This is a genomic window from Streptomyces sp. NPDC059740, assembly GCF_042733155.1.
Taxonomy (GTDB): Bacteria; Actinomycetota; Actinomycetes; order Streptomycetales; family Streptomycetaceae; genus Streptomyces.
The window spans coordinates 178784-199705 of record NZ_JBHWGP010000013.1 but is presented as its reverse complement, the minus strand read 5'-3'; the positions used below and the strand labels follow the sequence as shown (position 1 = coordinate 199705).

The 20922-nt window shown below is 73.2% G+C and carries 17 protein-coding genes and 1 tRNA gene; 14 read left to right on the top strand and 4 right to left on the bottom strand.

All coding sequences use genetic code 11. The features are described 5' to 3' along the window. Window positions 1-61: 61 nt before the first annotated feature. Window positions 62-2119, top strand: coding sequence for an FUSC family protein (locus tag ACFV3R_RS18295; protein WP_385583335.1), 2058 nt, complete (start codon window positions 62-64; stop codon window positions 2117-2119). A 60-nt stretch (window positions 2120-2179) separates the two neighbouring features. Here the strand turns inward: ACFV3R_RS18295 and ACFV3R_RS18290 are convergent, their stop codons facing one another. The 3 genes from ACFV3R_RS18290 to ACFV3R_RS18280 form a co-directional block, all read right to left on the bottom strand. Further along, window positions 2180-4615 carry a Tex family protein gene (locus ACFV3R_RS18290; protein WP_385583332.1) on the bottom strand — a complete coding sequence of 812 codons (2436 nt, stop codon included), beginning with the start codon at window positions 4613-4615 and terminating at the stop codon, window positions 2180-2182. Window positions 4616-4802: 187 nt separating this feature from the next. Next, window positions 4803-5708 (bottom strand): hypothetical protein, encoded by a 906-nt coding sequence (locus ACFV3R_RS18285; protein ID WP_385583329.1) that lies wholly within the window; start codon window positions 5706-5708, stop codon window positions 4803-4805. Window positions 5709-5731: 23 nt separating this feature from the next. Continuing rightward, complete coding sequence (locus ACFV3R_RS18280) at window positions 5732-6526, bottom strand: enoyl-CoA hydratase/isomerase family protein (RefSeq protein ID WP_385583326.1); 795 nt, start codon at window positions 6524-6526, stop codon at window positions 5732-5734. A 117-nt stretch (window positions 6527-6643) separates the two neighbouring features. Between ACFV3R_RS18280 and ACFV3R_RS18275 the strand changes: the two genes are divergently transcribed. After that, window positions 6644-6717, top strand: a tRNA-Met gene (locus ACFV3R_RS18275). A gap of 242 nt (window positions 6718-6959) precedes the next feature. After that, a complete protein-coding gene (locus ACFV3R_RS18270; protein ID WP_385583323.1) occupies window positions 6960-7466 on the top strand; it encodes an ATP-binding protein in 507 nt (168 codons plus the stop codon). Here ACFV3R_RS18270 and idi read toward each other — a convergent pair. Next, entirely contained in the window at window positions 7441-8052 is a 612-nt protein-coding gene (gene idi, locus ACFV3R_RS18265; RefSeq protein WP_385583320.1) for an isopentenyl-diphosphate Delta-isomerase, read from the bottom strand. The two genes, ACFV3R_RS18270 and idi, sit on opposite strands and share 26 nt — an antisense overlap. Window positions 8053-8721: 669 nt before the next feature. Here idi and ACFV3R_RS18260 point away from each other — a divergent pair. The 11 genes from ACFV3R_RS18260 to ACFV3R_RS18210 all read left to right on the top strand — a co-directional run bounded on the left by ACFV3R_RS18260 (window position 8722) and on the right by ACFV3R_RS18210 (window position 20851). After that, window positions 8722-10584, top strand: a complete 1863-nt coding sequence (locus tag ACFV3R_RS18260; RefSeq protein ID WP_385583403.1) for a DUF5941 domain-containing protein — start codon at window positions 8722-8724, stop codon at window positions 10582-10584. Beyond that, on the top strand, window positions 10581-11333 hold the full coding sequence (locus ACFV3R_RS18255) for a sugar phosphate nucleotidyltransferase (RefSeq protein ID WP_385583317.1): 753 nt from the start codon (window positions 10581-10583) through the stop codon (window positions 11331-11333). The genes ACFV3R_RS18260 and ACFV3R_RS18255 overlap by 4 nt, the downstream gene beginning before the upstream one ends. Continuing rightward, on the top strand, window positions 11321-12382 hold the full coding sequence (locus ACFV3R_RS18250) for an iron-containing alcohol dehydrogenase family protein (RefSeq protein ID WP_385583315.1): 1062 nt from the start codon (window positions 11321-11323) through the stop codon (window positions 12380-12382). The genes ACFV3R_RS18255 and ACFV3R_RS18250 overlap by 13 nt, the downstream gene beginning before the upstream one ends. Next, window positions 12360-13139, top strand: a complete 780-nt coding sequence (locus ACFV3R_RS18245; protein ID WP_385583313.1) for a CDP-alcohol phosphatidyltransferase family protein — start codon at window positions 12360-12362, stop codon at window positions 13137-13139. Before ACFV3R_RS18250 ends, ACFV3R_RS18245 begins: the two co-directional genes overlap by 23 nt. Before the next feature lie 96 nt (window positions 13140-13235). After that, entirely contained in the window at window positions 13236-14081 is an 846-nt protein-coding gene (locus ACFV3R_RS18240; RefSeq protein WP_385583400.1) for a glycosyltransferase family 2 protein, read from the top strand. A gap of 73 nt (window positions 14082-14154) precedes the next feature. Beyond that, window positions 14155-15084, top strand: a complete 930-nt coding sequence (locus ACFV3R_RS18235; RefSeq protein WP_385583310.1) for an ABC transporter permease — start codon at window positions 14155-14157, stop codon at window positions 15082-15084. 10 nt (window positions 15085-15094) lie between these two features. Further along, on the top strand, window positions 15095-15898 hold the full coding sequence (locus tag ACFV3R_RS18230; RefSeq protein WP_385583397.1) for an ABC transporter ATP-binding protein: 804 nt from the start codon (window positions 15095-15097) through the stop codon (window positions 15896-15898). A 364-nt stretch (window positions 15899-16262) separates the two neighbouring features. Beyond that, window positions 16263-17159 carry a squalene synthase HpnC gene (gene hpnC, locus ACFV3R_RS18225; protein ID WP_385583307.1) on the top strand — a complete coding sequence of 299 codons (897 nt, stop codon included), beginning with the start codon at window positions 16263-16265 and terminating at the stop codon, window positions 17157-17159. Then, window positions 17156-18109: a presqualene diphosphate synthase HpnD gene (gene hpnD, locus ACFV3R_RS18220; RefSeq protein ID WP_385583303.1), complete on the top strand. Its 954-nt coding sequence runs from the start codon at window positions 17156-17158 to the stop codon at window positions 18107-18109. Before hpnC ends, hpnD begins: the two co-directional genes overlap by 4 nt. 151 nt (window positions 18110-18260) lie before the next feature. Continuing rightward, window positions 18261-19733: a hydroxysqualene dehydroxylase HpnE gene (gene hpnE, locus ACFV3R_RS18215; RefSeq protein ID WP_385583394.1), complete on the top strand. Its 1473-nt coding sequence runs from the start codon at window positions 18261-18263 to the stop codon at window positions 19731-19733. Between the two features lie 53 nt (window positions 19734-19786). Continuing rightward, entirely contained in the window at window positions 19787-20851 is a 1065-nt protein-coding gene (locus ACFV3R_RS18210) for a polyprenyl synthetase family protein (protein ID WP_385583299.1), read from the top strand. Window positions 20852-20922: the final 71 nt, after the last annotated feature.

Genomic DNA, 20922 nt, shown 5'->3' with positions numbered 1-20922 from the left:
CCGCCGCTCGTCCGGCCCAGTCGCCGCCGGTTACCGCCGGCGCCGTTCGGTTAGGAGGCCCATGCCTCTCGTCCGCCGCCCCCTGCCCCCCTGGCTCGCCCACCCGCTGCGCTGGCAGCGCCAACCCGTGCCCTGGCCCGGCGTGGTCCGGGGCGCTCTGTGCGCCGGACCGCTGATGGCCGTGGGCCTCGCCACCGGCGCCACCGCAGCAGGTGTGCTGGCAGCCCTCGGCTCCACGCTCGCCGGAGTCAACGACCGGCCCGGCACCCACCGGACCGGACTGGTCCACATCGGTCTGCCGGCGCTCGCCTCCGCCCTCGGCATGTTCCTCGGGGCGCTGCTGCGGGAGGGCGACGCCGACTGGTGGCTGGTGCCGGCGCTCTTCGTCGTCGGCTACGTCTCCGGCGCAGGCAGCGTGGCCGGTCCGGTCCGCTCCAACGCCGGGATGCAGATGCTCGCGGCCACCGTCCTGGGCGCCGGCATGCCCTTCCCGCTGCCGCCCTGGGAGAAGGCGCTGCTGCTGCTGGGCGGAGGCCTGTGGCTGCTCCTGCTCCGCTCCCTGCTGCGCCCACCGCGCCCGGCCGGCGGACCGCTCAGCGGCGAGCGGGCAGCCGTCGCCACGGTCTTCGACGCGCTCGGCGACGCCCTTGAGGCAGCCGGCAGCGGGGAGGCCGAAGCGGCCCGGCGGCGGCTGACCGCCGCACTGGACCGGGCCGACGAGGCGGTCCGGCTGCACCGCCTCTTCACCCGCCGCCCCCGCCGTCCCCGGCCCGCCGAGCGGCACCTCGCCGAGCGCCTCGCCGCGGCCATCGCCCTGTGCGAGGCCAGCGTGGCCCTGCTGTGGGAGGCGCAGCCCCTGCCGCGGCGCATCGCCGAGGGCCCGCGGGAGTTCGCGTGGTCGCTGCGCACCGGCGAACCGCCCGGCCGCCTCGCCGCCCCGGACCCCTCGACGGCCGGCCGCACCGCCTTCGACCGCTCACTGCTGGACACCGCCATCGTCTTCGCGCGCACCGGACCCGACGCGCCCGCCGCCGAGGGCCTCGTCCCCGCGGTGGCGGCGACCCCACGTGCCGGCCACGGTCAGGGCGCGTCCCCCCGGCTGCCCCGGCACACCACGCTGCGACGGCTGGTGCGGCTGGTGCAGCCCCGCACCCGCCGGGGACGCGGCGTGTTCGGGCTGGCCGGCCGCGAGTACGGGACGCGGGTGGGGGTGTGCATCGCCGTGAGCGCCGCCGTCGCGCTGCTGCTGCGGCCCGAGCACTGGTACTGGCTGCCGGTCACCGCGACCTTCCTCGTCAAGCCCGACCTGGGCCCGCTCTTCTCGCGCACCGTCAACCGGTTCGTCGGAACCGTCCTCGGCGTCCTCGTCTTCGGCGCCGTCGAGGCACTGGCCGGCGGTCAGTGGTGGCCGGCCTGCGTCGCCGGAGCCGGGGGCGCGCTGCTGCCCTTCGCCGTCCGCCACTTCGCGCTCCAGACCATCGCGATCACGTTGATGGTCCTCTCCTTCGTGTACGTGGGCGGCTCCCGCGAGGCGGCGCCGGAACGGGTGGTCGACACCAGCGTGGCCTGCGCCATCGTCCTGGTCGTCGGCCACCTGCCGCGACTGGCCGACCCGCGGCGGCGCATCGCCCCGCGCCTGGCCACAGGCCTGCGCCGCACCGCCGCCTACCTGCGCCATACCCTGACCGCCGACCCCGGCAAGGGCGCCGGCCGGCGCCAGGAGCTGCGACGCGCGGCCTATGCCGCACTCGGTGAGGCCCGGACCGCGGCGGAGACCGCCGCCGCGGAACTGCTGGCCACCCGGGGCGGCGGCACCGACTGGATCACGGTGGTGACGGCGGCCGAACGCGTCGTCGACGCCGTCACGGCCTGCGCGGTGAGCCTGGAGCACGGGCAGCCGCGGCCGTCGGCGGAGCGGGTCCGCAGCCTGTGGAGCCGGCCGGCGGAGCTGGCCGACTCCCTGGAGCGGCAGAACCAGGGAGCCCGGCGGCTGCGGAAGGTCGGCGTGCGGGAGGCGGCCGCCTCCCCGCTGCCCCCGGTCCCGGACAGCGGCCCGCTGGACGAGCTGGCCGCGGAACTCGGCCGGATCTCCGGGCGGTCCGAGGCAGCCTCACCCTGAACCGCGGTCTCCGCGGGCGGACGACGGCACGGGCCGTCGTCCGCCCGCGGACGGCGCCGCTCAGCGCCGCCGCTGCTCCGGACCCAGCAGGCCGGCCCGCCGCAGGGCGTCCGCCATCGCGCCGCCCGACGCGTCCCCGCCGCGGCGGTCCCCGCCCCGGCGGCCCTCACCGCGGCGGCCGGCCTCCGCGCCGCCGGCTCCGCCACGCTGCCGCGGCGGGGCGCCACGCCGGCCGTCCCCGCCGGACCGCCGGCCCTCACCCCCGGACCTCCGGCCCTCACCCGCGGTCCGTCCGCCCTCGGCCTCGTCCTCCAGCCGGAGCGTGAGGGAGATGCGCTTGCGGGGCACGTCCACGTCGAGCACCTTGACCCGCACGATGTCGCCGGGCTTGACCACGTCCCGCGGGTCCTTCACGAAGGTCTTCGACATCGCCGAGACGTGCACCAGGCCGTCCTGGTGGACGCCGACGTCGACGAAGGCGCCGAACGCCGCCACGTTGGTGACGACGCCCTCCAGCAGCATGCCCGCCCGGAGGTCGCCGATCTTCTCCACGCCCTCCTTGAAGGTCGCCGTCCGGAAGACCGGCCGCGGGTCGCGCCCCGGCTTCTCCAACTCGTGCAGGATGTCGGTCACCGTCGGCAGGCCGAAGGAGTCGTCGACGAAGTCGGCCGGACGCAGCCCCCGCAGGGTGCGCGTGTCACCGATGAGCGTGGCGACGTCGCCGCCGGCGCCCGCGGCGATGCGGCGCACCACCGGGTAGGCCTCCGGGTGCACGCTGGAGGCGTCCAGCGGGTCCTCACCGCCCGGGATGCGCAGGAAGCCGGCGCACTGCTCGTAGGCCTTGGGGCCCAGGCGGGAGACGTCCTTGAGCGCGCGGCGTGTGCGGAAGGGGCCGTTGGCGTCCCGGTGCGCGACGATGTTCTCCGCCAGCCCCGAGCTGATCCCCGACACCCGCGAGAGCAGCGGGGCGGAGGCGGTGTTGACGTCCACGCCGACACCGTTGACGCAGTCCTCGACGACCGCGTCCAGCGAGCGCGAGAGCTTCACCTCGGACAGGTCGTGCTGGTACTGCCCCACCCCGATGGACTTCGGATCGATCTTGACCAGTTCGGCGAGCGGATCCTGCAGGCGGCGGGCGATGGAGACCGCGCCGCGCAGCGAGACGTCCAGCTCCGGAAGTTCCTGCGAGGCGAAGGCCGAGGCCGAGTACACCGACGCCCCGGCCTCACTGACCACGACCTTCGTCAGCTTCAGCGCCGGCCGGGCCGCGATCAGCTCCGCCGCCAGGCGGTCCGTCTCACGGGAGGCGGTGCCGTTGCCGATGGCGATCAGCTCGACCCCGTGCTCCTCGGCGAGGCGGCCCAGGGTGGCGAGCGCGGCGTCCCACTTCTGCTGCGGGACGTGCGGATAAATCGTGTCCGTCGCGGCGACCTTGCCCGTGGCGTCGACCACGGCGACCTTCACACCGGTGCGGAAGCCCGGGTCCAGCCCCATCGTGGCCCGCGTCCCGGCGGGCGCGGCCAGCAGCAGGTCGCGGAGGTTGGCGGCGAACACCCTCACCGCCTCGTCCTCCGCCGACTGCCGCAGCCGCAGCCGCAGATCGATGCCGAGGTGGACCAGGATCCGGGTGCGCCAGGCCCAACGGACCGTCTCCAGCAGCCAGGTGTCCGCGGGACGGCCCCGGTCCTCGATGCCGAAGCGCCGGGCGACCGCCCGCTCGTAGCTGCTGGGGCCGGTGGCCGCGGCCTCGTCCGCCGGCTCCGGCTCCAGCGTGAGGTCGAGCACCTCCTCCTTCTCGCCCCGCAGCATGGCCAGCACGCGGTGGGAGGGGAGTGCGGTGAAGGGCTCGGAGAAGTCGAAGTAGTCGGCGAACTTTGCGCCGTCCTCGGCCTTGTTCTCGCGGACCTTCGCCACCAGCCGGCCGCGGGTCCACATCCGCTCCCGGAGCTCACCGACGAGGTCGGCGTCCTCGCCGAACCGCTCGGTGAGGACGGCCCGGGCGCCCTCCAGCGCGGCGGCGGCGTCGGCGACCCCCTTGTCGGCCGACACGAACGGGGCGGCAGCCGCCGCCGGCTCCACCGTCGGGTCCGCCAGCAGCCCCAGCGCCAGCGGTTCGAGGCCGGCCTCGCGGGCGATCTGCGCCTTGGTGCGCCGCTTCGGCTTGTAGGGGAGGTAGACGTCCTCCAGCCGTGCCTTGGAGTCGGCGGCCCTGATCCGGGCCTCCAGCGCCGCGTCCAGCTTGCCCTGGGAGCGCACCGACTCCAGGACGGCCTCCCGCCGCTCCTCCAACTCGCGCAGGTAGCGCAGCCGCTCCTCCAACGCGCGCAACTGCGCGTCGTCGAGCGTCTCGGTCGCCTCCTTGCGGTACCGGGCGATGAACGGCACCGTCGCACCCCCGTCGAGCAGTTCGACGGCGGCCCTCACCTGCCGCTCCTTCACACCGAGTTCCTCGGCGATGCGGGCCTCGATGGACCCGGTGATGGAGGTCGTCACCATTGCGCTCCGTCTCAGTTACGTTCGCCCCGTTCCGCGACGCATTGTGGCAGGTACCGGGGACAGCGCCGGTAGCGCCGGGGGCGCGGCGTGGTGCCGGAACGCGTCGGGGGGAGCAACGACGGACCCCGGCGGGCGCGGTGCCGGGTGGTCGGCCTCAAGCCGCGGACCGGACCACCCGGCGCGAGGGTCAGCGGGCGCCGAAGAGGTCCGCGGGGAACGCCCCGGCGGCGAGCGCCTGCCGGGTGAAGGCGGTGCCCAGCTCCGTCAGTCGTGCCACGCCCGCTGCACCCAGGTGCGCGTAGGGGGCGCGGTCGAGCCGGTCGGTGCGCTCCTCCACGCGTTGCCGCATGGCGACTCCGGCCTCCGTCAAGGTGCCCTCGGCATCCAGGAGTCCGCGGTCGCGGAGCCGGCCCTCGGCGGCGGCCCACTCGCTCTCGTCCCAGCCCCGCGTCGACATGACCCAGGTGCGGTTCATGCCCTTGCCGCTCGCGGTGTGCGAGACGACCGCCTCCAGCCCGTCGAGCTCCTCGTCCAGCAGCACGGCCAGGTGGCCGTCGCCGCGGTGCTCGCGCAGCAGCGTGGCGGCGTGCCACAGGGCCAGGTGCGGCTCCTGCGGGACCGGCAGGTCGGCGTGGGCGGCGTAGAGCGGTCGCGCGTGCGGCGTGCAGCCGCGTGTCGCCTCCAGGGCGAGCTGCGCGGCCTCGGCCATCTCCGCGGAGGCGACGGTCTCCTCGCCCAGCAGCCTGCGCAGCGTGGTGTCGGCCGCCGAGAGACGGGCCCGCAGCACCTGGGCCGGCGAGACGGTGGACCACAGCGCCGGCAGGTGCTCGGCGACCAGCTCGTACTTGAAGTTGTAGAAGGTGGCCGCGACGGCGCCCGGCCCGACGGCGCCCAGGGCGGCGGCGCGGCCCGCGAAGTAGCCCGCGCGGTTCGTCAGGCCCAGCGCGGTCAGCTCCGCTGCCAGGTCCGGTGAGAAGTACAGGGCCGAGTGCAGGGGGTTGAGCACGTTGTGGCACTTGCGGCCGGCGTGCTCCGGGAGGGTGTCCGGGGCGGGCTGGGCGGTCGCCTCGGAGGCGGGCTGCGTGGTCGTCATGCGCGCACGTTACCGAGGCGTAGTCAGCCTTCGTGAGGTGGGGGCGCGGCGCCGGGGAAGGACGCCCCGGGACGCCAGGCGAAGCGGGGCGGACGCCGGCCGAGGAACGCAGCGGCCCCCTCGGCGGTCTCGCCGCTGCCGACGGCCGCCGAGGCCCAGTGGGCCTCCCGCTCGGCCGGGGTCCCCTCCCGGTCGGTGAACTCCTTCGCCGCCATCTGCGTCAGCAGGGAGCCGCCGGCGAGGGCGGCGGTGAACCGGTCCACGCGCTCGGTCAGCAGGCCCGCACCGGTCACCTCGTCGACCAGCCCCATCCGCAGGGCCCGGTCGGCGCCCACCAACTCGCCGGAGAAGAGGAGGTACTTGGCGGTCGAGGGCCCCACCAGGCTTCTGAGCCGGGCCGTCGCCGAGGCGGGGTAGACGACACCGAGGCGCGCGGGGGTGAGGCCGAGGAGCGCACCGTGTTCGGCGAACCTGAGGTCGCAGGCGACGGCCAACTGGCAGCCGCCGCCGACGCAGGCGCCGCGCACGGCCGCCACCGTCGGCTTGGGGAAGGCGGCCAGCGCCTCCTCGGCCGCCACCGCCAGGGCGCGCGCGTCCTCCTTCCCGTCCAGCAGCATGGTGATGTCGGCACCGGCGCAGAAGGTGTCCCCCGCGCCGGTGAGGACCAGGCAGCGCACGGCGGGGTCCGCGGCGAGGCGGTCCAGCAGAGGCGGCAGGGACCGCCACATCGCACCGGTCATGGCGTTGCGGCGGGCGGGATGGCGGATGACGACGGTGGCGACGCCGTCGGCGACACGGGTGTGCAGGGCCGGCTCCATGGGCGCAGATCCTAGGCAGTGCCGGCTGCCCGCGTCCGGGGCGTCCCGGCGGGCGTGCACGGGGCCGGAGCGAGGATTTGGCGTCGTGCTCGGGGACCCGTAAGGTGGTGTTCACGACGCGGGGTGGAGCAGCTCGGTAGCTCGCTGGGCTCATAACCCAGAGGTCGCAGGTTCAAATCCTGTCCCCGCTACTGTGACGAGGGCCCGGTGCAGCGCACCGGGCCCTCGTGTCGTTCCGGCACGGCCTGCGGGGCCCGCTGGTACGGACCGCGGGACGCGGACCTGGCGGTGGGCTGTCGGCTAGTGGTGTCTCGTCCACCGGTACCGGAGGAAAACCGGTCGGTTGCGGGCGTGGGTGGCCGTAAAGCGACAAGACCTGACTACTTGCGTTCAGGTGCTTTGTGCGCACCAAGTTCTCACAAAACTCGTTTTTGTGAGGACGCCTTCTGGACCCCCAGCCGATCCCCCCTCGGACCTGTCCGACCCGGCCCCCGACGGCGGTGTCTGGCGGTTCACCACGCCGGCGCTGGACTCGTCGGTCCCCGAAACCCGCCACGCCGTTCGCGCGCTGCTGGACCGGCAGCGGATCCCCGTGGCCCGCGACATCAGGGACGGCCTGCTGCTGATCGTCTCCGAACTGGTGACCAACGCGGTACGGCACGCCGCGCTGCTCTCGCCCACCGTCGCCGTCGAGGTCGCGGTGAAGGGGGATTGGGTACGGGTGGCCGTCGAGGACGAGCACCCGTACCGTCCGAAGGCTCTGGAGGCCACCGAGCACGACCTCGGGGGCCGCGGGCTCTGGCTGGTCAAGATGGTCGCCGAGGAGGCCGGCGGGACCTGCGACGTGGAGCGGACCGCCAGCGGCGGCAAGGCCGTCTGGGCCGAACTGCCGCTCTTTCCCGACGCCGCAGCCGTCACCAGCCCGCCGCACCCCCGGTGAGCTCCCGCACCGCCGGGCGCGCGGCGTCCAGAACGGTCATGAACCACGCGGAGAAGACGTCCTCGGCGTGGCGGGCGGCGAGTTCCTGAGCGGTGACGAAGGCGATCTCCTCGATCTCCTCCGGGTCGGGCTGCGGCGCGCCACGCACCAGCCCGACGAAGAGGTGGTTGTACTCCTGCTCGACCAGGCCGGAGGCGGGGTCGGGGTGGTTGTAGCGCACGGTGCCCGCCTCCGCCAGCAGCGACGGTCCCACCCCCAGCTCCTCGTGGGTGCGCCGGGCTGCCGCCGCGAACGGGGACTCCCCGGGGTAGGGGTGGCCGCAGCAGGTGTTGGACCAGACGCCGGGGGAGTGGTACTTGCCCAGGGCACGGCGCTGCAGCAGCAGCCGGCCCTGCTCGTCGAAGAGGAACACCGAGAAAGCGCGGTGGAGCTGCCCGGGAGCCTGGTGGGCGGCGAGCTTCTCCTGGACGCCGATCGTCCGGCCCTCCTCGTCCACCAGCTCCAGCATGATGGGCTCGGCGGCGTCGTCCGCCGGGGGTGCGGACGAGGCGGCGGCGGTCTGTGCGTGAGTAGGTGTGATCGGCATGCGCATCCTTCTCTCGGTCGTCGCGCCCAGTCTGCCTCAGGCGCTCCCCACCTCGTGAGACAGCGCCTGCCCCTGCCCCGTCGCACTCCCTCCCGCAACCCCGCGCGCCCCCTGACACGCCCCCTTCCGCTCTGAGCCGCGGGCACCGTCCGGTCCTCTCGCGGGCCGGCCCGCGCTCGCCACCACACCTGCCGCCGGGCCCGGGACGGTGAGCGGACCCCGCAGGGCGCATGCCGCACGGGCACGGAGAGGGAGACGTGTCCGCAGTGACACAGGGTGAGAGGCATCTCACCCGGATGAGCCAGTCCGCCGCACCGGACCGGAGCTCCCCCCACCGGCACCCGTCCGGGGCCCGCGCCCGGCGCCCACCTGGTCCCGGCCGCGACACGCCCCACCGCGGGTCACGGCCCCGCCCGGCCCTCGTCGCGGTGGACGCCGGTTGTTCACGGCCCCTCAATCCACCATGATGATCGGAACAGAGGTCACCCCCGGTCATCCGAGTACGGATGAATGGAGGGTGAACGAACGCCCTCGGTGATCGGATAGCCTCTGCCGACGTGCACGCCGCCCCACCGGGGTGAAGGTGTCTCGCGCGCGCTGCCGGGGTAGGCCGTACCGAATGCGGTCACCGCCGAGGCGCCCTCGCCAGCTTGCAAGGAGTGAGTTCGTCTGTCGACCGCCATCCTCACCGGTCCGCCGGTCGCCGGCTCGCCGCTCGAAGGCGACCTGCGGTCGCTGGGCTTCGACGTGGTCGTCGCCGCAGCCCCGGACGAGGTGCCCGGCCTGCTCGCCGCCGTGCCGGCCGCACAGCGGGCCGCCGTCGTCGACCCGCGCCTGATCGGCCACCGTCACGCTCTGCGACTGGCGCTGACCGACCCGCGCTTCCCGGCCGCCGCCATACCCGGGGCGCTCAGCGCCCAGCCCCAGGCGCGCCCGGCCCTGGCCCGCGCCGCCGCACAGGCGGCGGCCCAGCCGCTGCCGGTCCGCGCGGCCGTGAGCACCGATGCCGACGCCCTCACCACCAGCCTCCCCGACACCCTGGCGCGGACACTGGAAGACGCAGGCGAGGAGGGTGCCTCCCTCCACCGGGTGGAGCTGGGCTCCCTGGTGGCCACCGTCCCGCCCGACGAGCCCGCCCGCGAGGCCGCCCGCGCGGCCGTCGCCGCCGTCGACGAGGAAGCGGTCCGGCTGCGCTCCGCCGTGAAGTCCCGCGACGGGTTCTTCACCACCCACTGCATCAGCCCCTACTCGCGCTACGTCGCCCGGTGGTGCGCCCGACGCGGCCTCACCCCCAACCAGGTGACCACCGCCTCCCTGCTGACCGCACTGATAGCCGCCGGCTGCGCCGCCACCGGAACCCGCGGCGGCTTCGTGGCGGCCGGCGTCCTCCTGATCGCCTCGTTCGTACTGGACTGCGCCGACGGACAGCTCGCCCGCTACTCCCTGCAGTACTCCACCCTCGGCGCCTGGCTGGACGCGACCTTCGACCGCGCCAAGGAGTACGCCTACTACGCCGGTCTCGCCCTCGGCGCGGCCCGCGGCGGCGACGACGTCTGGGCGCTGGCACTCGGCGCGATGGTGCTGCAGACCTGCCGCCACCTGCTGGACAACGCCTACAACGAGGCGCAGACCCCGGACCCCGCGGCGCCCGGCGCGGCAGGCCCCGCCAACACCAGCCCCACCGCCGGCTTCTCCGACCGCCTGGACCGGGTCGGCTGGACGGTATGGGCCCGCCGGATGATCGTCCTCCCCATCGGTGAACGCTGGGCACTGGTGGCCGTCCTCACGGCCTGCACCACACCGCGCATCACCTTCTCGGTCCTCCTGGTCCTCTCGGCGCTCGCCGCCTGCTACACCACTGCCGGCCGGCTCCTGCGGTCCGTGACGCGGCGGGCCCGCAGCTCCGCCCACGCCGCCCGGGCCCTGGCCGACCTCGCCGACGCGGGCCCCCTCTCCCGGGCACTGTCCGCCGCCCTCGGCCGCGGACGAGGTGGCCGCCTGCCGCTGGCCCCGCTCGCCGCGCTGGTGGGCGCCGCCGCCGTCGTCGCACTGTCGCTGTGGTCACAGCCGGGCAGCTGGTGGCCGGTCCTGGGCGCGGCCTGCTACCTGGTGACGAGCGCCTTCGCCACCCGGGGAGCCCTGGACGGGCCCCTGGACTGGCTGGTCCCCTCGTTCTTCCGCGCCGGCGAGTACGTCACCGTCCTCGCCCTGGCCGCCCGCTCGGGCGTCCACGGGGCGCTGCCCGCGGCATTCGGCCTGGTGGCCGCGGTCGCCTACCATCACTACGACACCGTCTACCGCATTCGCGGAGGCAGCGGCGCTCCCCCCGGATGGCTAGTGAGCGCCACGGGTGGCCATGAAGGGCGGACGTTGCTCGTCACCGTCCTCGCAGCCCTGCTGCATTCCACTGGTTTCCCCTACGCGCTCACGGTCCTCGCCGGGATCTTGGCGCTGCTGGTGCTCGTCGAGAGCATCCGCTTCTGGGTGTCCGCAAAGGCACCCGCCGTACACGACGAAGGAGAACCCGCATGATCGGCCTCGTGCTGGCCGCAGGCGCCGGACGGCGCCTGCGCCCCTACACCGACACCCTCCCCAAGGCGCTGGTGCCGGTCGGGCCCGAGGGCGACGAGGAGGCGACGACCGTCCTGGACATCGCCCTCGGGAACTTCGCGGAGATCGGCCTCACCGAGGTCGCGATCATCGTCGGCTACCGCAAGGAAGCCGTCTACGAGCGCAAGGCGGCGCTGGAGGCCAAGTACGGCCTCAAGCTCACGCTGATCGACAACGACAAGGCCGAGGAGTGGAACAACGCCTACTCCCTGTGGTGCGGCCGGGACGCGATCAAGCACAGCGTGATCCTCGCCAACGGCGACACCGTGCACCCGGTCTCCGTCGAGAAGAGCCTGCTGGCGGCCCGGGGTGACGGCAAGAAGATCATCCTCGCGCTGGACACCGTCAAGCAGCTCGCCGACGAGGAGATGAAGGTCGTCGTCGACCCCGACAAGGGCGTCCAGAAGATCACCAAGCTCATGGACCCGGCCGAGGCCACTGGCGAGTACATCGGTGTCACCCTCATCGAGGGCGAGGCCGCCGAGGAGCTCGCCGACGCGCTGAAGGCCACCTACGAGCGCGACCCGCAGCTCTACTACGAGGACGGTTACCAGGAGCTGGTCAACCGCGGCTTCCAGGTCGACGTCTGCCCCATCGGGGAGGTCGACTGGGTCGAGATCGACAACCACGACGACCTCGCGAAGGGCCGTGAGATCGCATGCCGGTACTGACCCGCCTCATTCCGTCTCCGGTCGTCGTCGACATCAACGCCGGCGCGCTGGACGACCTGGCGGGTCTCCTGGCCGACCAGCGGATCTCCGCCTCAGGAAAGCTGGCCATCGCGATAAGCGGCGGTTCCGGCGCCAAGCTGCGTGAGCGGCTGGCGCCGGCGCTGCCGGGCGCCGACTGGTACGAGGTGGGCGGCGGCACCCTCGACGACGCCATCAAGCTCGGCGACGCCATGAAAAAGGGCCGCTACGACGCCGTGGTGGGCCTGGGCGGCGGCAAGATCATCGACTGCGCCAAGTACGCCGCCGCGCGGATCGGCCTGCCGCTGGTCGCCGTGGCGACGAACCTCTCGCACGACGGTCTGTGCTCGCCGGTCGCCACCCTCGACAACGACGCGGGCCGCGGCTCCTACGGGGTGCCCAACCCCATCGCGGTCGTCATCGACCTCGACATCATCCGGGAGGCCCCGGTCCGCTACGTGCGGTCCGGGATCGGCGACGCCATCTCCAACATCTCCGCCGTCGCGGACTGGGAACTCTCCCACCGCGAGACGGGCGAGGACATCGACGGACTGGCCGCCGCCATGGCGCGCCAGGCCGGTGAGGCGGTGCTGCGCCACCCCGGCGGCGTCGGCGACGACAGCTTCCTGCAGATCCTCGCCGAGGGCCTGGTGCTCACCGGCATCTCCATGTCGGTGGCGGGCGACAGCCGCCCGGCCTCGGGTGCCTGCCACGAGATCAACCACGCCTTCGACCTGCTGTTCCCCAAGCGGGCGGCGAGCCACGGCGAGCAGTGCGGCCTCGGCGCGGCCTTCGCCACCCATCTGCGGGGCGACACGGAGACCTGCTCCCTGATGGTCGAGAGCCTGCGCCGCCACGGCCTGCCGGTGACCCCCGGGGAGATCGGCTTCAGCGACGAGGAGTTCGTCAAGGCCGTCGCGTACGCACCGCAGACCCGTCCGGGCCGCTACACGATCCTCGAGCACCTCGACCTGTCCACCGACCAGATCAGGGACGCGTACGCCGACTATGCCAAAACCGTCAGTAGCTGAGCTCCGGCCGGTCGTCCACCCCGCCGGGGTGAAGGACCGGCGCAGTGGTGAGCACTGGGGCGGGCGCCTGTACATGCGGGAGATCTCGCTGCGGGTCGACCGCCACCTGGTGAACACCAGGGTCACGCCCAACCAGCTGACCTACCTCATGACGGTCTGCGGCGTGCTCGCCGCCCCGGCACTCCTGGTGCCGGGCGTGGCGGGTGCGGTGCTCGGCGTGGTCGCCGTCCAGCTCTACCTGCTGCTGGACTGCGTGGACGGCGAGGTCGCCCGCTGGAAGAAGCAGTTCTCGCTGGGCGGCGTCTACCTGGACCGGGTCGGCGCGTACCTGACCGACGCGGCCGTCCTGGTGGGCTTCGGCCTGCGCGCGGCCGACCTGTGGGGCAGCGGACGCATCGACTGGCTGTGGGCCTTCCTCGGCACCCTCGCCGCTCTCGGCGCGATCCTGATCAAGGCCGAGACGGACCTGGTCGGGGTGGCACGGCACCAGGGCGGGCTGCCGCCGGTCAAGGAGACGGCCTCCGAGCCGCGCTCGTCCGGCATGGCGCTGGCCCGCCGGGCCGCCGCCGCGCTGAAGTTCCACCGCCTGGTCCTCGGCATCGAGGCGTCCCTGCTGATCCTCGTGCTGGCGATCGTGGACTCGATCCGGGGCGACCTGTTCTTCAGCCGGCTGGGCGTCGCCGTCCTCGCCGGCATCGCGGTCCTGCAGACCCTGCTCCACCTGGTGTCGATCCTGGCCTCCAGCAGGCTCAAGTAACGGAAGGCGAGAGTCGTGACCTCGATCCACTCCACCCCTTCGGCCCACTCCGGTTCCGCGACCCGGCCCGCCCGGGTGGGCGCGGTGGTCCTGACCATGGGCAACCGCCCCGAGGAACTGCGCGCCCTGCTGGACTCCGTGGCCCGTCAGGAGGGGGAGCGGGTCGAGGTCGTCGTCGTCGGCAACGGTGCGCCGCTGCCGGACCTCCCGGAGCACATACGCACCGTCGAGCTGCCGGAGAACGTGGGCATCCCCGCCGGGCGCAACGTCGGAATAGAGGCCTTCGGCCCCGGCGGCTGCGAGGTGGACATACTGCTCTTCCTCGACGACGACGGCCTGCTGCCCAGGGCGGACACCGCCGAGCTGTGCCGTGAGGCCTTCGCCCGGGACGAGCGGCTCGGCATCATCAGCTTCCGCATCGCCGACCCCGAGACAGGCGTCACCCAGCGCCGCCACGTGCCGCGGCTGCGGGCCTCCGACCCGATGCGCTCCTCCCGTGTCACCACCTTCCTCGGCGGCGCCAACGCGGTGCGCACGGCGGTCTTCGCCGAGGTGGGGGAGTTGCCCGAGGACTTCTTCTACGCCCACGAGGAGACCGACCTGGCCTGGCGGGCGCTGGACGCCGGCTGGGAGATCGACTACCGGGCGGACATGGTCCTCCACCACCCGACGACGGCGCCGAGCCGCCATGCGGTGTACCACCGGATGGTCGCGCGCAACCGGGTCTGGCTGGCCCGCCGCAACCTGCCGGCCCTGCTCGTCCCCGTCTACCTGGGGGTGTGGCTGCTGCTCACGGTGGCGCGCAGGCCCTCCGGACAGGCGCTGCGGGCCTGGCTCGGCGGCTTCCGGGAGGGCTGGACCTCCCCGTGCGGTCCGCGGCGGCCGATGCGGTGGCGCACCGTGTGGCGGCTCACACGACTGGGACGTCCGCCCGTCATCTGACAAGCTCGTCAGTAATGAGCAACGCGGTCCGGGAAGAGTTCCGGACCGCACCCAGAGGACGAAAGTGTCGACTGTGAGCGAGACCACCCACGACGGCGTGCTGGCCGAGCGGCCCCAGCCGCCGGCGGACGAGGGGCTCAGCCCCGCCGAGCTGGCCCGGAAGTACGGGCTGTCGCAGAGCGGTGCCCGCCCCAGCCTGCCTGCCTATGTCGCCGAGCTGTGGGACCGCCGCCACTTCGTCTCGGCCTTCTCCAGCGCCAAGCTGACCGCGCAGTTCAGCCAGGCGAAGCTGGGCCAGCTCTGGCAGGTGGTGACGCCGCTGCTCAACGCGCTCGTCTACTACCTGATCTTCGGCCTCCTGATCGGGACCAGCCGGGGCGTGCCGGACTACATCCCGTTCCTGGTGACGGGCGTGTTCCTGTTCACCTTCACCCAGAGTTCGGTACTCGCGGGCACCCGTGCCATCTCGGGCAACCTGGGGCTGGTGCGGGCCCTGCACTTCCCGCGGGCCTGCCTGCCCATCTCGTTCTGCCTGATGCAGCTCAAGCAGCTGATGTTCTCCATGGTCGTGCTGGTGGTGATCCTGCTGGGCTTCCGGCAGGTCCCGGGCTGGTCCTGGCTGCTGGCCTTCCCCGCACTGGCGCTGCAGTTCGTGTTCAACACCGGGCTGGCCATGGTCATGGCCCGGCTCGGGAGCAAGACGCCCGACCTGGCCCAGCTCATGCCGTTCGTGCTGCGCACCTGGATGTACGCCTCCGGCGTCATGTACAGCATCGACGTCATCACGCGGGGCAAGCACGTGCCGGGGTTCATCCAGTTCGTGCTGGACGTCAACCCGGCGGCCGTCTACATCGACCTGATGCGGTTCGCGCTCATCGACAGCTTCACCGCCCACCAGCTCCCCCCGCACGTGTGGGCGCTGGCGCTGGGCTGGGCGGTCGTCATGGGTGTGGTGGGCTTCGTGTTCTTCTGGAAGGCGGAGGAGAGGTACGGACGTGGCTGAGCAGGAGAACATGCCCGAGGAGACCGCGGCCGGCGCGACGGTCGCGCAGCGCGGGGAGCGCACCCCCACCGTCATCGCCGACGACCTGCACATCGTCTACCGCGTCTACGGCGCTGGCGCGGGCCGGGGCAGTGCCACGGCCGCGCTCAACCGCATCGTGCGGCGCAGGCCGTCCACCGGTGTCCGTGAGGTGCACGCCGTCAAGGGCGTCACCTTCACCGCCTACCGGGGTGAGTCCATCGGGCTGATCGGGTCCAACGGTTCGGGAAAGTCGACGCTGCTGAAGGCGGTGGCCGGGCTGCTGCCCGCCGAACGGGGGAAGGTGTACACCCACGGGCAGCCCTCGCTGCTCGGTGTCAACGCCGCTCTCATGAACGACCTCACCGGCGAGAAGAACGTCGTGCTCGGTGGTTTGGCGATGGGAATGTCGCGCGAGCAAGTCAGGGAGCGGTACCAGCAGATCGTCGACTTCTCCGGCATCAACGAGAAGGGCGACTTCATCTCGCTTCCGATGCGCACCTACTCCTCCGGTATGGCCGCACGTCTGCGGTTCTCCATCGCCGCCGCGAAGGACCATGACGTGCTGATGATCGACGAGGCTTTGGCGACCGGTGACCGCAAGTTCCAAAAACGGTCCGAAGCACGTATTCGCGAGCTCCGCAAGGAGGCCGGAACCGTCTTCCTGGTCAGTCACAACAACAAGTCCATCCGCGACACCTGTGACCGGGTGCTCTGGCTGGAGAAGGGGGAACTCCTGATGGACGGCCCCACCGACGAAGTAATCAAGGCATACGAGAAGGAAACGGGCAAGTAGTCCTATCCTTGCCTTTTCGGCCCCGCGAGTGCGACTCGCGGGGCCGTCGAGGTTAATTAATGGTCAACTCCGTCGTGGTCCGGAACAGTTGCCTCGTGGTGGCTGTTGATCCGATCGTTGTCGAAGGATCGGCACCCCCGCGGACGGCGTCGAGACGTACGGCGTAAGCTATGGGGTACCGAACGGCACATGCTGCACAAGTCGGGCAAATTCCCATACTCGAGTGCCGCCCTGTCGCGTTCGGTCGGTCGCGGTCGGCGGCGTGTCTGAAATGAGTTAATTATGCCTGGCGGTGTAGAACGGGAGTTGTGACGGCAATGGCTACTGGACCTCTCCGGCTTCCCCAAGCGCCGGGTTGCCTCCGGTGAGCCCGGGGACCACCGCGCAGGCGAACACCCTCGACAAGGCCGCGCACGAGAACTTCCCCGTCGCGCCGTTCTTCCTGCCGCGCGCCTGGCGCGCCGACCTCATGGCTGTCTACGGGTTCGCCCGGCTGGTCGACGACATCGGCGACGGGGACCTCGCCCCCGGCGGCGAGGACGCCGTGCTCCTGGGCCTGGAACGCTCCCGGTCCGAGGACCGCCCGGCGATGCTGGACGCGCTGGAGGACGACCTCTTCCGCGTCTTCAGCAACAAGGCGCCCGGCCCCGGCCATCCCCTGATGCGCGCTCTGGGCCCCACCGTCCGGCGGCGCACCCTGACCCCGAAGCCCTTCCTGGACCTCATCGAGGCCAACCGGCAGGACCAGCGGGTGAGCAGGTACGAACGCTACGAGGACCTCCTGGCCTACTGCGAACTCTCGGCCAACCCCGTCGGCCGTCTCGTCCTGGGCGTCACCGGCACCACCAGCCCCGAACGGGTGCGCCGCTCCGACGCCGTGTGCACGGCCCTGCAGATCGTCGAACACCTCCAGGACGTCGCCGAGGACCTGCGCCGTGACCGGGTGTACCTGCCCCGCGAGGACATGGAACGCTTCGGTGTGAGCGAGGACGACCTGAAAGCTCCGCGGGCCGGGTCCGCGGTGCGCGCGCTGATCGCCTTCGAGGCGGCACGCGCGAGCGACCTGCTGGACGAGGGCACCGGGCTGGTGCGCAGCGTCCACGGCAGGCTCCGGCTGCTGCTCGCCGGCTTCGTCGCCGGTGGCCGCGCCGCCCTTCAGGCGGTGGCGGACGCCGACCACGACGTGCTCCCCGGCCCCCCCAAACCGCCCAAGCTCAGCCTGCTGCGCGAGGTAGGGGCGACACTGCGACGAAAGGGGTGAGTCGGACGGTGGAGACAACAGCGTCCGCGTCCGCACCGGTCCTGGCGGCATACCGCTACTGCGAGGCCGTCACGGGCACGCAGGCCCGCAACTTCGCCTACGGCATCCGGTTGCTGCCCACGGCCAAGCGCCAGGGCATGTCCGCCCTGTACGCCTTCTCCCGGCGGGTGGACGACATCGGCGACGGTGCCCTGGAGCCGGAGGTCAAGCACCGGCGCCTGGAGGAGACCCGCGAGGTGCTGGCCCGGGTCAAGGCCGGCGAGGTACAGGAGGACGACACCGACCCGGTGGCCGTCGCCCTGGCCGACACCGCCCGGCGCTTCCCGGTTCCGCTGGCGGGACTGGACGAACTGATCGACGGTGTCCAGATGGACGTGCGAGGCGAGACGTACCGCTCCTGGGACGACCTGAAGGTGTACTGCCGCTGCGTCGCCGGCGCCATCGGCCGCCTGTCGCTGGGCATCTTCGGCACCGTCCCCGGCGCGCCGGACACCGCGCGCGCCGCCGAGTACGCCGACACCCTCGGCCTGGCGCTGCAACTGACCAACATCCTCCGGGACGTGCGGGAGGACGCCCTGGAGGGCAGGACCTACCTGCCGGCGGAGGACCTGGAGAAGTTCGGCTGCACGGACGGCTTCGCCGCTCCCGTCCCGCCGCCCGGCGCCGACTTCGCAGGTCTGGTGCACTTCGAGGTCCGCCGCGCCCGTGCCCTCTTCGACGAGGGGTTCCGGCTGCTGCCCATGCTCGACCGTCGCAGCGGCGCCTGCGTGGCCGCCATGGCGGGGATCTACCACCGCCTGCTGGGGCGTATCGCCGCGACGCCCGAAGGGGTGCTGCGGGGCAGGGTCTCGTTGCCGGGCCGCGAGAAGGCGCTGGTCGCCGTCCGCGGTCTGGCCGGGCTGGACGCCCGCGCCGTCGCCCGGCGCCGGGCCTCCGGGAGGCCTGTATGACCCGCCGCGGGGCGTATCGAACGGGTGAATCATGCGCACCGCTCGCCGCCGCGAGGGGTGAGGCCGGCGATCGCTGGGAAGCAACCCCCTCTCGGACGTACGCGTCCTGGGAGGCGAACCGGGGGGAGGACGCATGACGGCGGGGTGCGACATGCCCGACGCGGCCGGACCGCGCGCTCCGCGCGGCGGGACCGGGAGGACCGCGGTCGTCGTCGGCGGCGGCCTGGCGGGGACGACCGCCGCGCTGGCCCTGGCCGGCGCCGGCCTGCAGGTCACCCTTCTGGAGAGCCGCCCCCGGCTCGGCGGCCTGGTCTTCTCCTTCCAGCGTGACAGTGCCGCCGGCAGGCTGAGCGTCGACAACGGCCAGCACGTCTACCTGCGCTGCTGCACCGCCTACACCGGCCTGCTGGAGCGGCTGGGCGCCGCGCCGCTGGCCCCGGTCCAGCCGCGGCTGGACGTCCCCGTGCTGCGGGCCGGCGCGACCTCCCAGGGGGAGCAGTGGCGCGCCGGTCTGCGGCTGGGACGCCTGCGCCGCACCGCTGCTCCGGTCCCGCTGCACCTGGCCCGTTCGCTGGCCACCTACCCGCACCTCTCCCTGGGCGAGCGCGCCGCCGTGGGCCGCGCCGCCCTCGCACTGGGCGCCCTGGACCCGGCGGACCCCGCCCTGGACGACGTCGACTTCGCGAGCTGGCTGCGCGACCACGGGCAGTCCGACACGGCCATCGAGGCCCTGTGGGACCTGGTCGGCGTCGCGACCCTCAACGCCCGGGCCGCGAACGCCTCCCTCGCGCTCGCCGCCAAGGTCTTCGGCACCGGGCTGCTCTCCGCTCCCGGCGCGGCGGACATCGGCTGGGCCCGGGTGCCGCTCGGCGAGATCCACGACACCCTGGCCGCCAAGGCCCTCCAGAAGGCCGGCGTGCGGGTCGAACTGCGCTGCCGGGCCGGCGCCGTGAGCCGGACCGAGGACGGCCGGTGGCGGGTCGCCGCCGAGCACGGCCCCACCGGGCGCGACCAGGTGGAGGCCGACACGGTCGTGCTGGCGCTGCCGCAGCGCGAGACCCACGGCCTGCTGCCCACAGGCGCGCTGCCGGACCCCGACCGGCTGCTGGACATCGGCACCGCCCCCATCCTCAACCTGCACGTCGTCTACGACCGCAAGGTGCTGCGCCGGCCGTTCTTCGCCGCGCTCGGCTCACCCGTGCAGTGGGTCTTCGACCGCACCGACACCTCCGGCCTGGCCGACAACCCGTCAGCGGGCGGCAGCCAGTACCTGGCCGTCTCCCAGTCCGCCGCCGAGGACGAGATCGACCAGCCGGTCGCCGCCCTCCGTGCCCGCTACCTCCCGGAACTGCAGCGGCTGCTGCCCGCAGCCCGGGGGGCCGGCGTCACGGACTTCTTCGTCACCCGCGAGCGCACCGCGACGTTCGCCCCCCGACCGGGCGTCGGCAGGCTCCGCCCCGCCGCCCGGACCAGGACCGCCGGCCTGTACCTGGCCGGTGCGTGGACCGCCACAGGGTGGCCCGCGACCATGGAAAGCGCTGTGCGCAGCGGCCTGGCCGCCGCACGCGAGGCGATCACCGAACTCGGCTTCCCGCCGGCCAGTTTGCCCAAGGAGGCGGCATGACGACGAGTACGCGCGCTCGCACGAGCACAAGCACCGTAAACAGAGGAGAAACCGTGACCCCGGCTTCCCCAGCTATCGACGCCGAGAGCGTGACCGCGCTTCTGGAGCGCGGACGGACGCTCGCCACCCCGGTGCTGCGTGCCGCAGTGGAACGACTCGCTCCCCCCATGGACACCGTCGCCGCCTACCACTTCGGTTGGATCGACGCCCAGGGCCGCCCGGCGGAGGGGGACGGCGGCAAGGCCGTGCGCCCGGCACTCGCCCTGCTCTCCGCCGAGGCCGCCGGAGGGCTGCCGGAGGTCGGCATCCCCGGAGCGGTGGCGGTGGAACTGGTCCACAACTTCTCCCTGTTGCACGACGACCTCATGGACGGCGACGAGCAGCGCCGCCACCGCGACACCGTCTGGAAGGTCCACGGACCCGCCCAGGCCATCCTGGTGGGTGACGCGCTCTTCGCGCTGGCCAACGACATCCTCCTGGAGCTCGGCACCGCCGACGCGGCGCGGGCGACCCGGCGGCTGACGACCGCCACCCGCAAGCTGATCGACGGTCAGGCGCAGGACATCTCCTACGAGCACCGCGAGCGGGTCTCCGTCCACGAGTGCCTGGAGATGGAGGGGAACAAGACCGGGGCCCTGCTGGCCTGCGCCGTCTCCATCGGCGCGGTGCTGGCGGGCGCCGACGACGCCACCGCCGACACCCTGGAGCGCTACGGCCACCACCTCGGCCTCGCCTTCCAGGCCGTCGACGACCTCCTCGGCATCTGGGGCGACCCGGAGGCCACCGGCAAGCGGCCCTGGAGCGACCTGCGGCAGCGCAAGAAGTCGCTGCCCGTCGTCGCGGCGCTGTCGGGGCAGAACCCGGCGGCCGACAAGCTCGCCCACATCCTCGCGGAGGACGCGAGCAAGAGCGAGGACGAGATCGCCGACTTCACCGAGGAGGAGTTCGCCTCGCGCGCCGCGCTCATCGAGGAGGCCGGTGGCCGCGAGTGGACGGCCGAGGAGGCCCGCCGGCAGCACACCACCGCCGTGGCGGCGCTGGACGAGATCGACATGCCTGCCGAGGTCCGCGCACAACTGGTGGCGCTCGCGGACTTCGTCGTCGTACGAGAGAGATGATCGCCCATAGAGAGTCACTGAGGTTCGCAGTCGCCGGCCGGCGCCTGCCACCCGGGTCGCCTGCCCGTGTG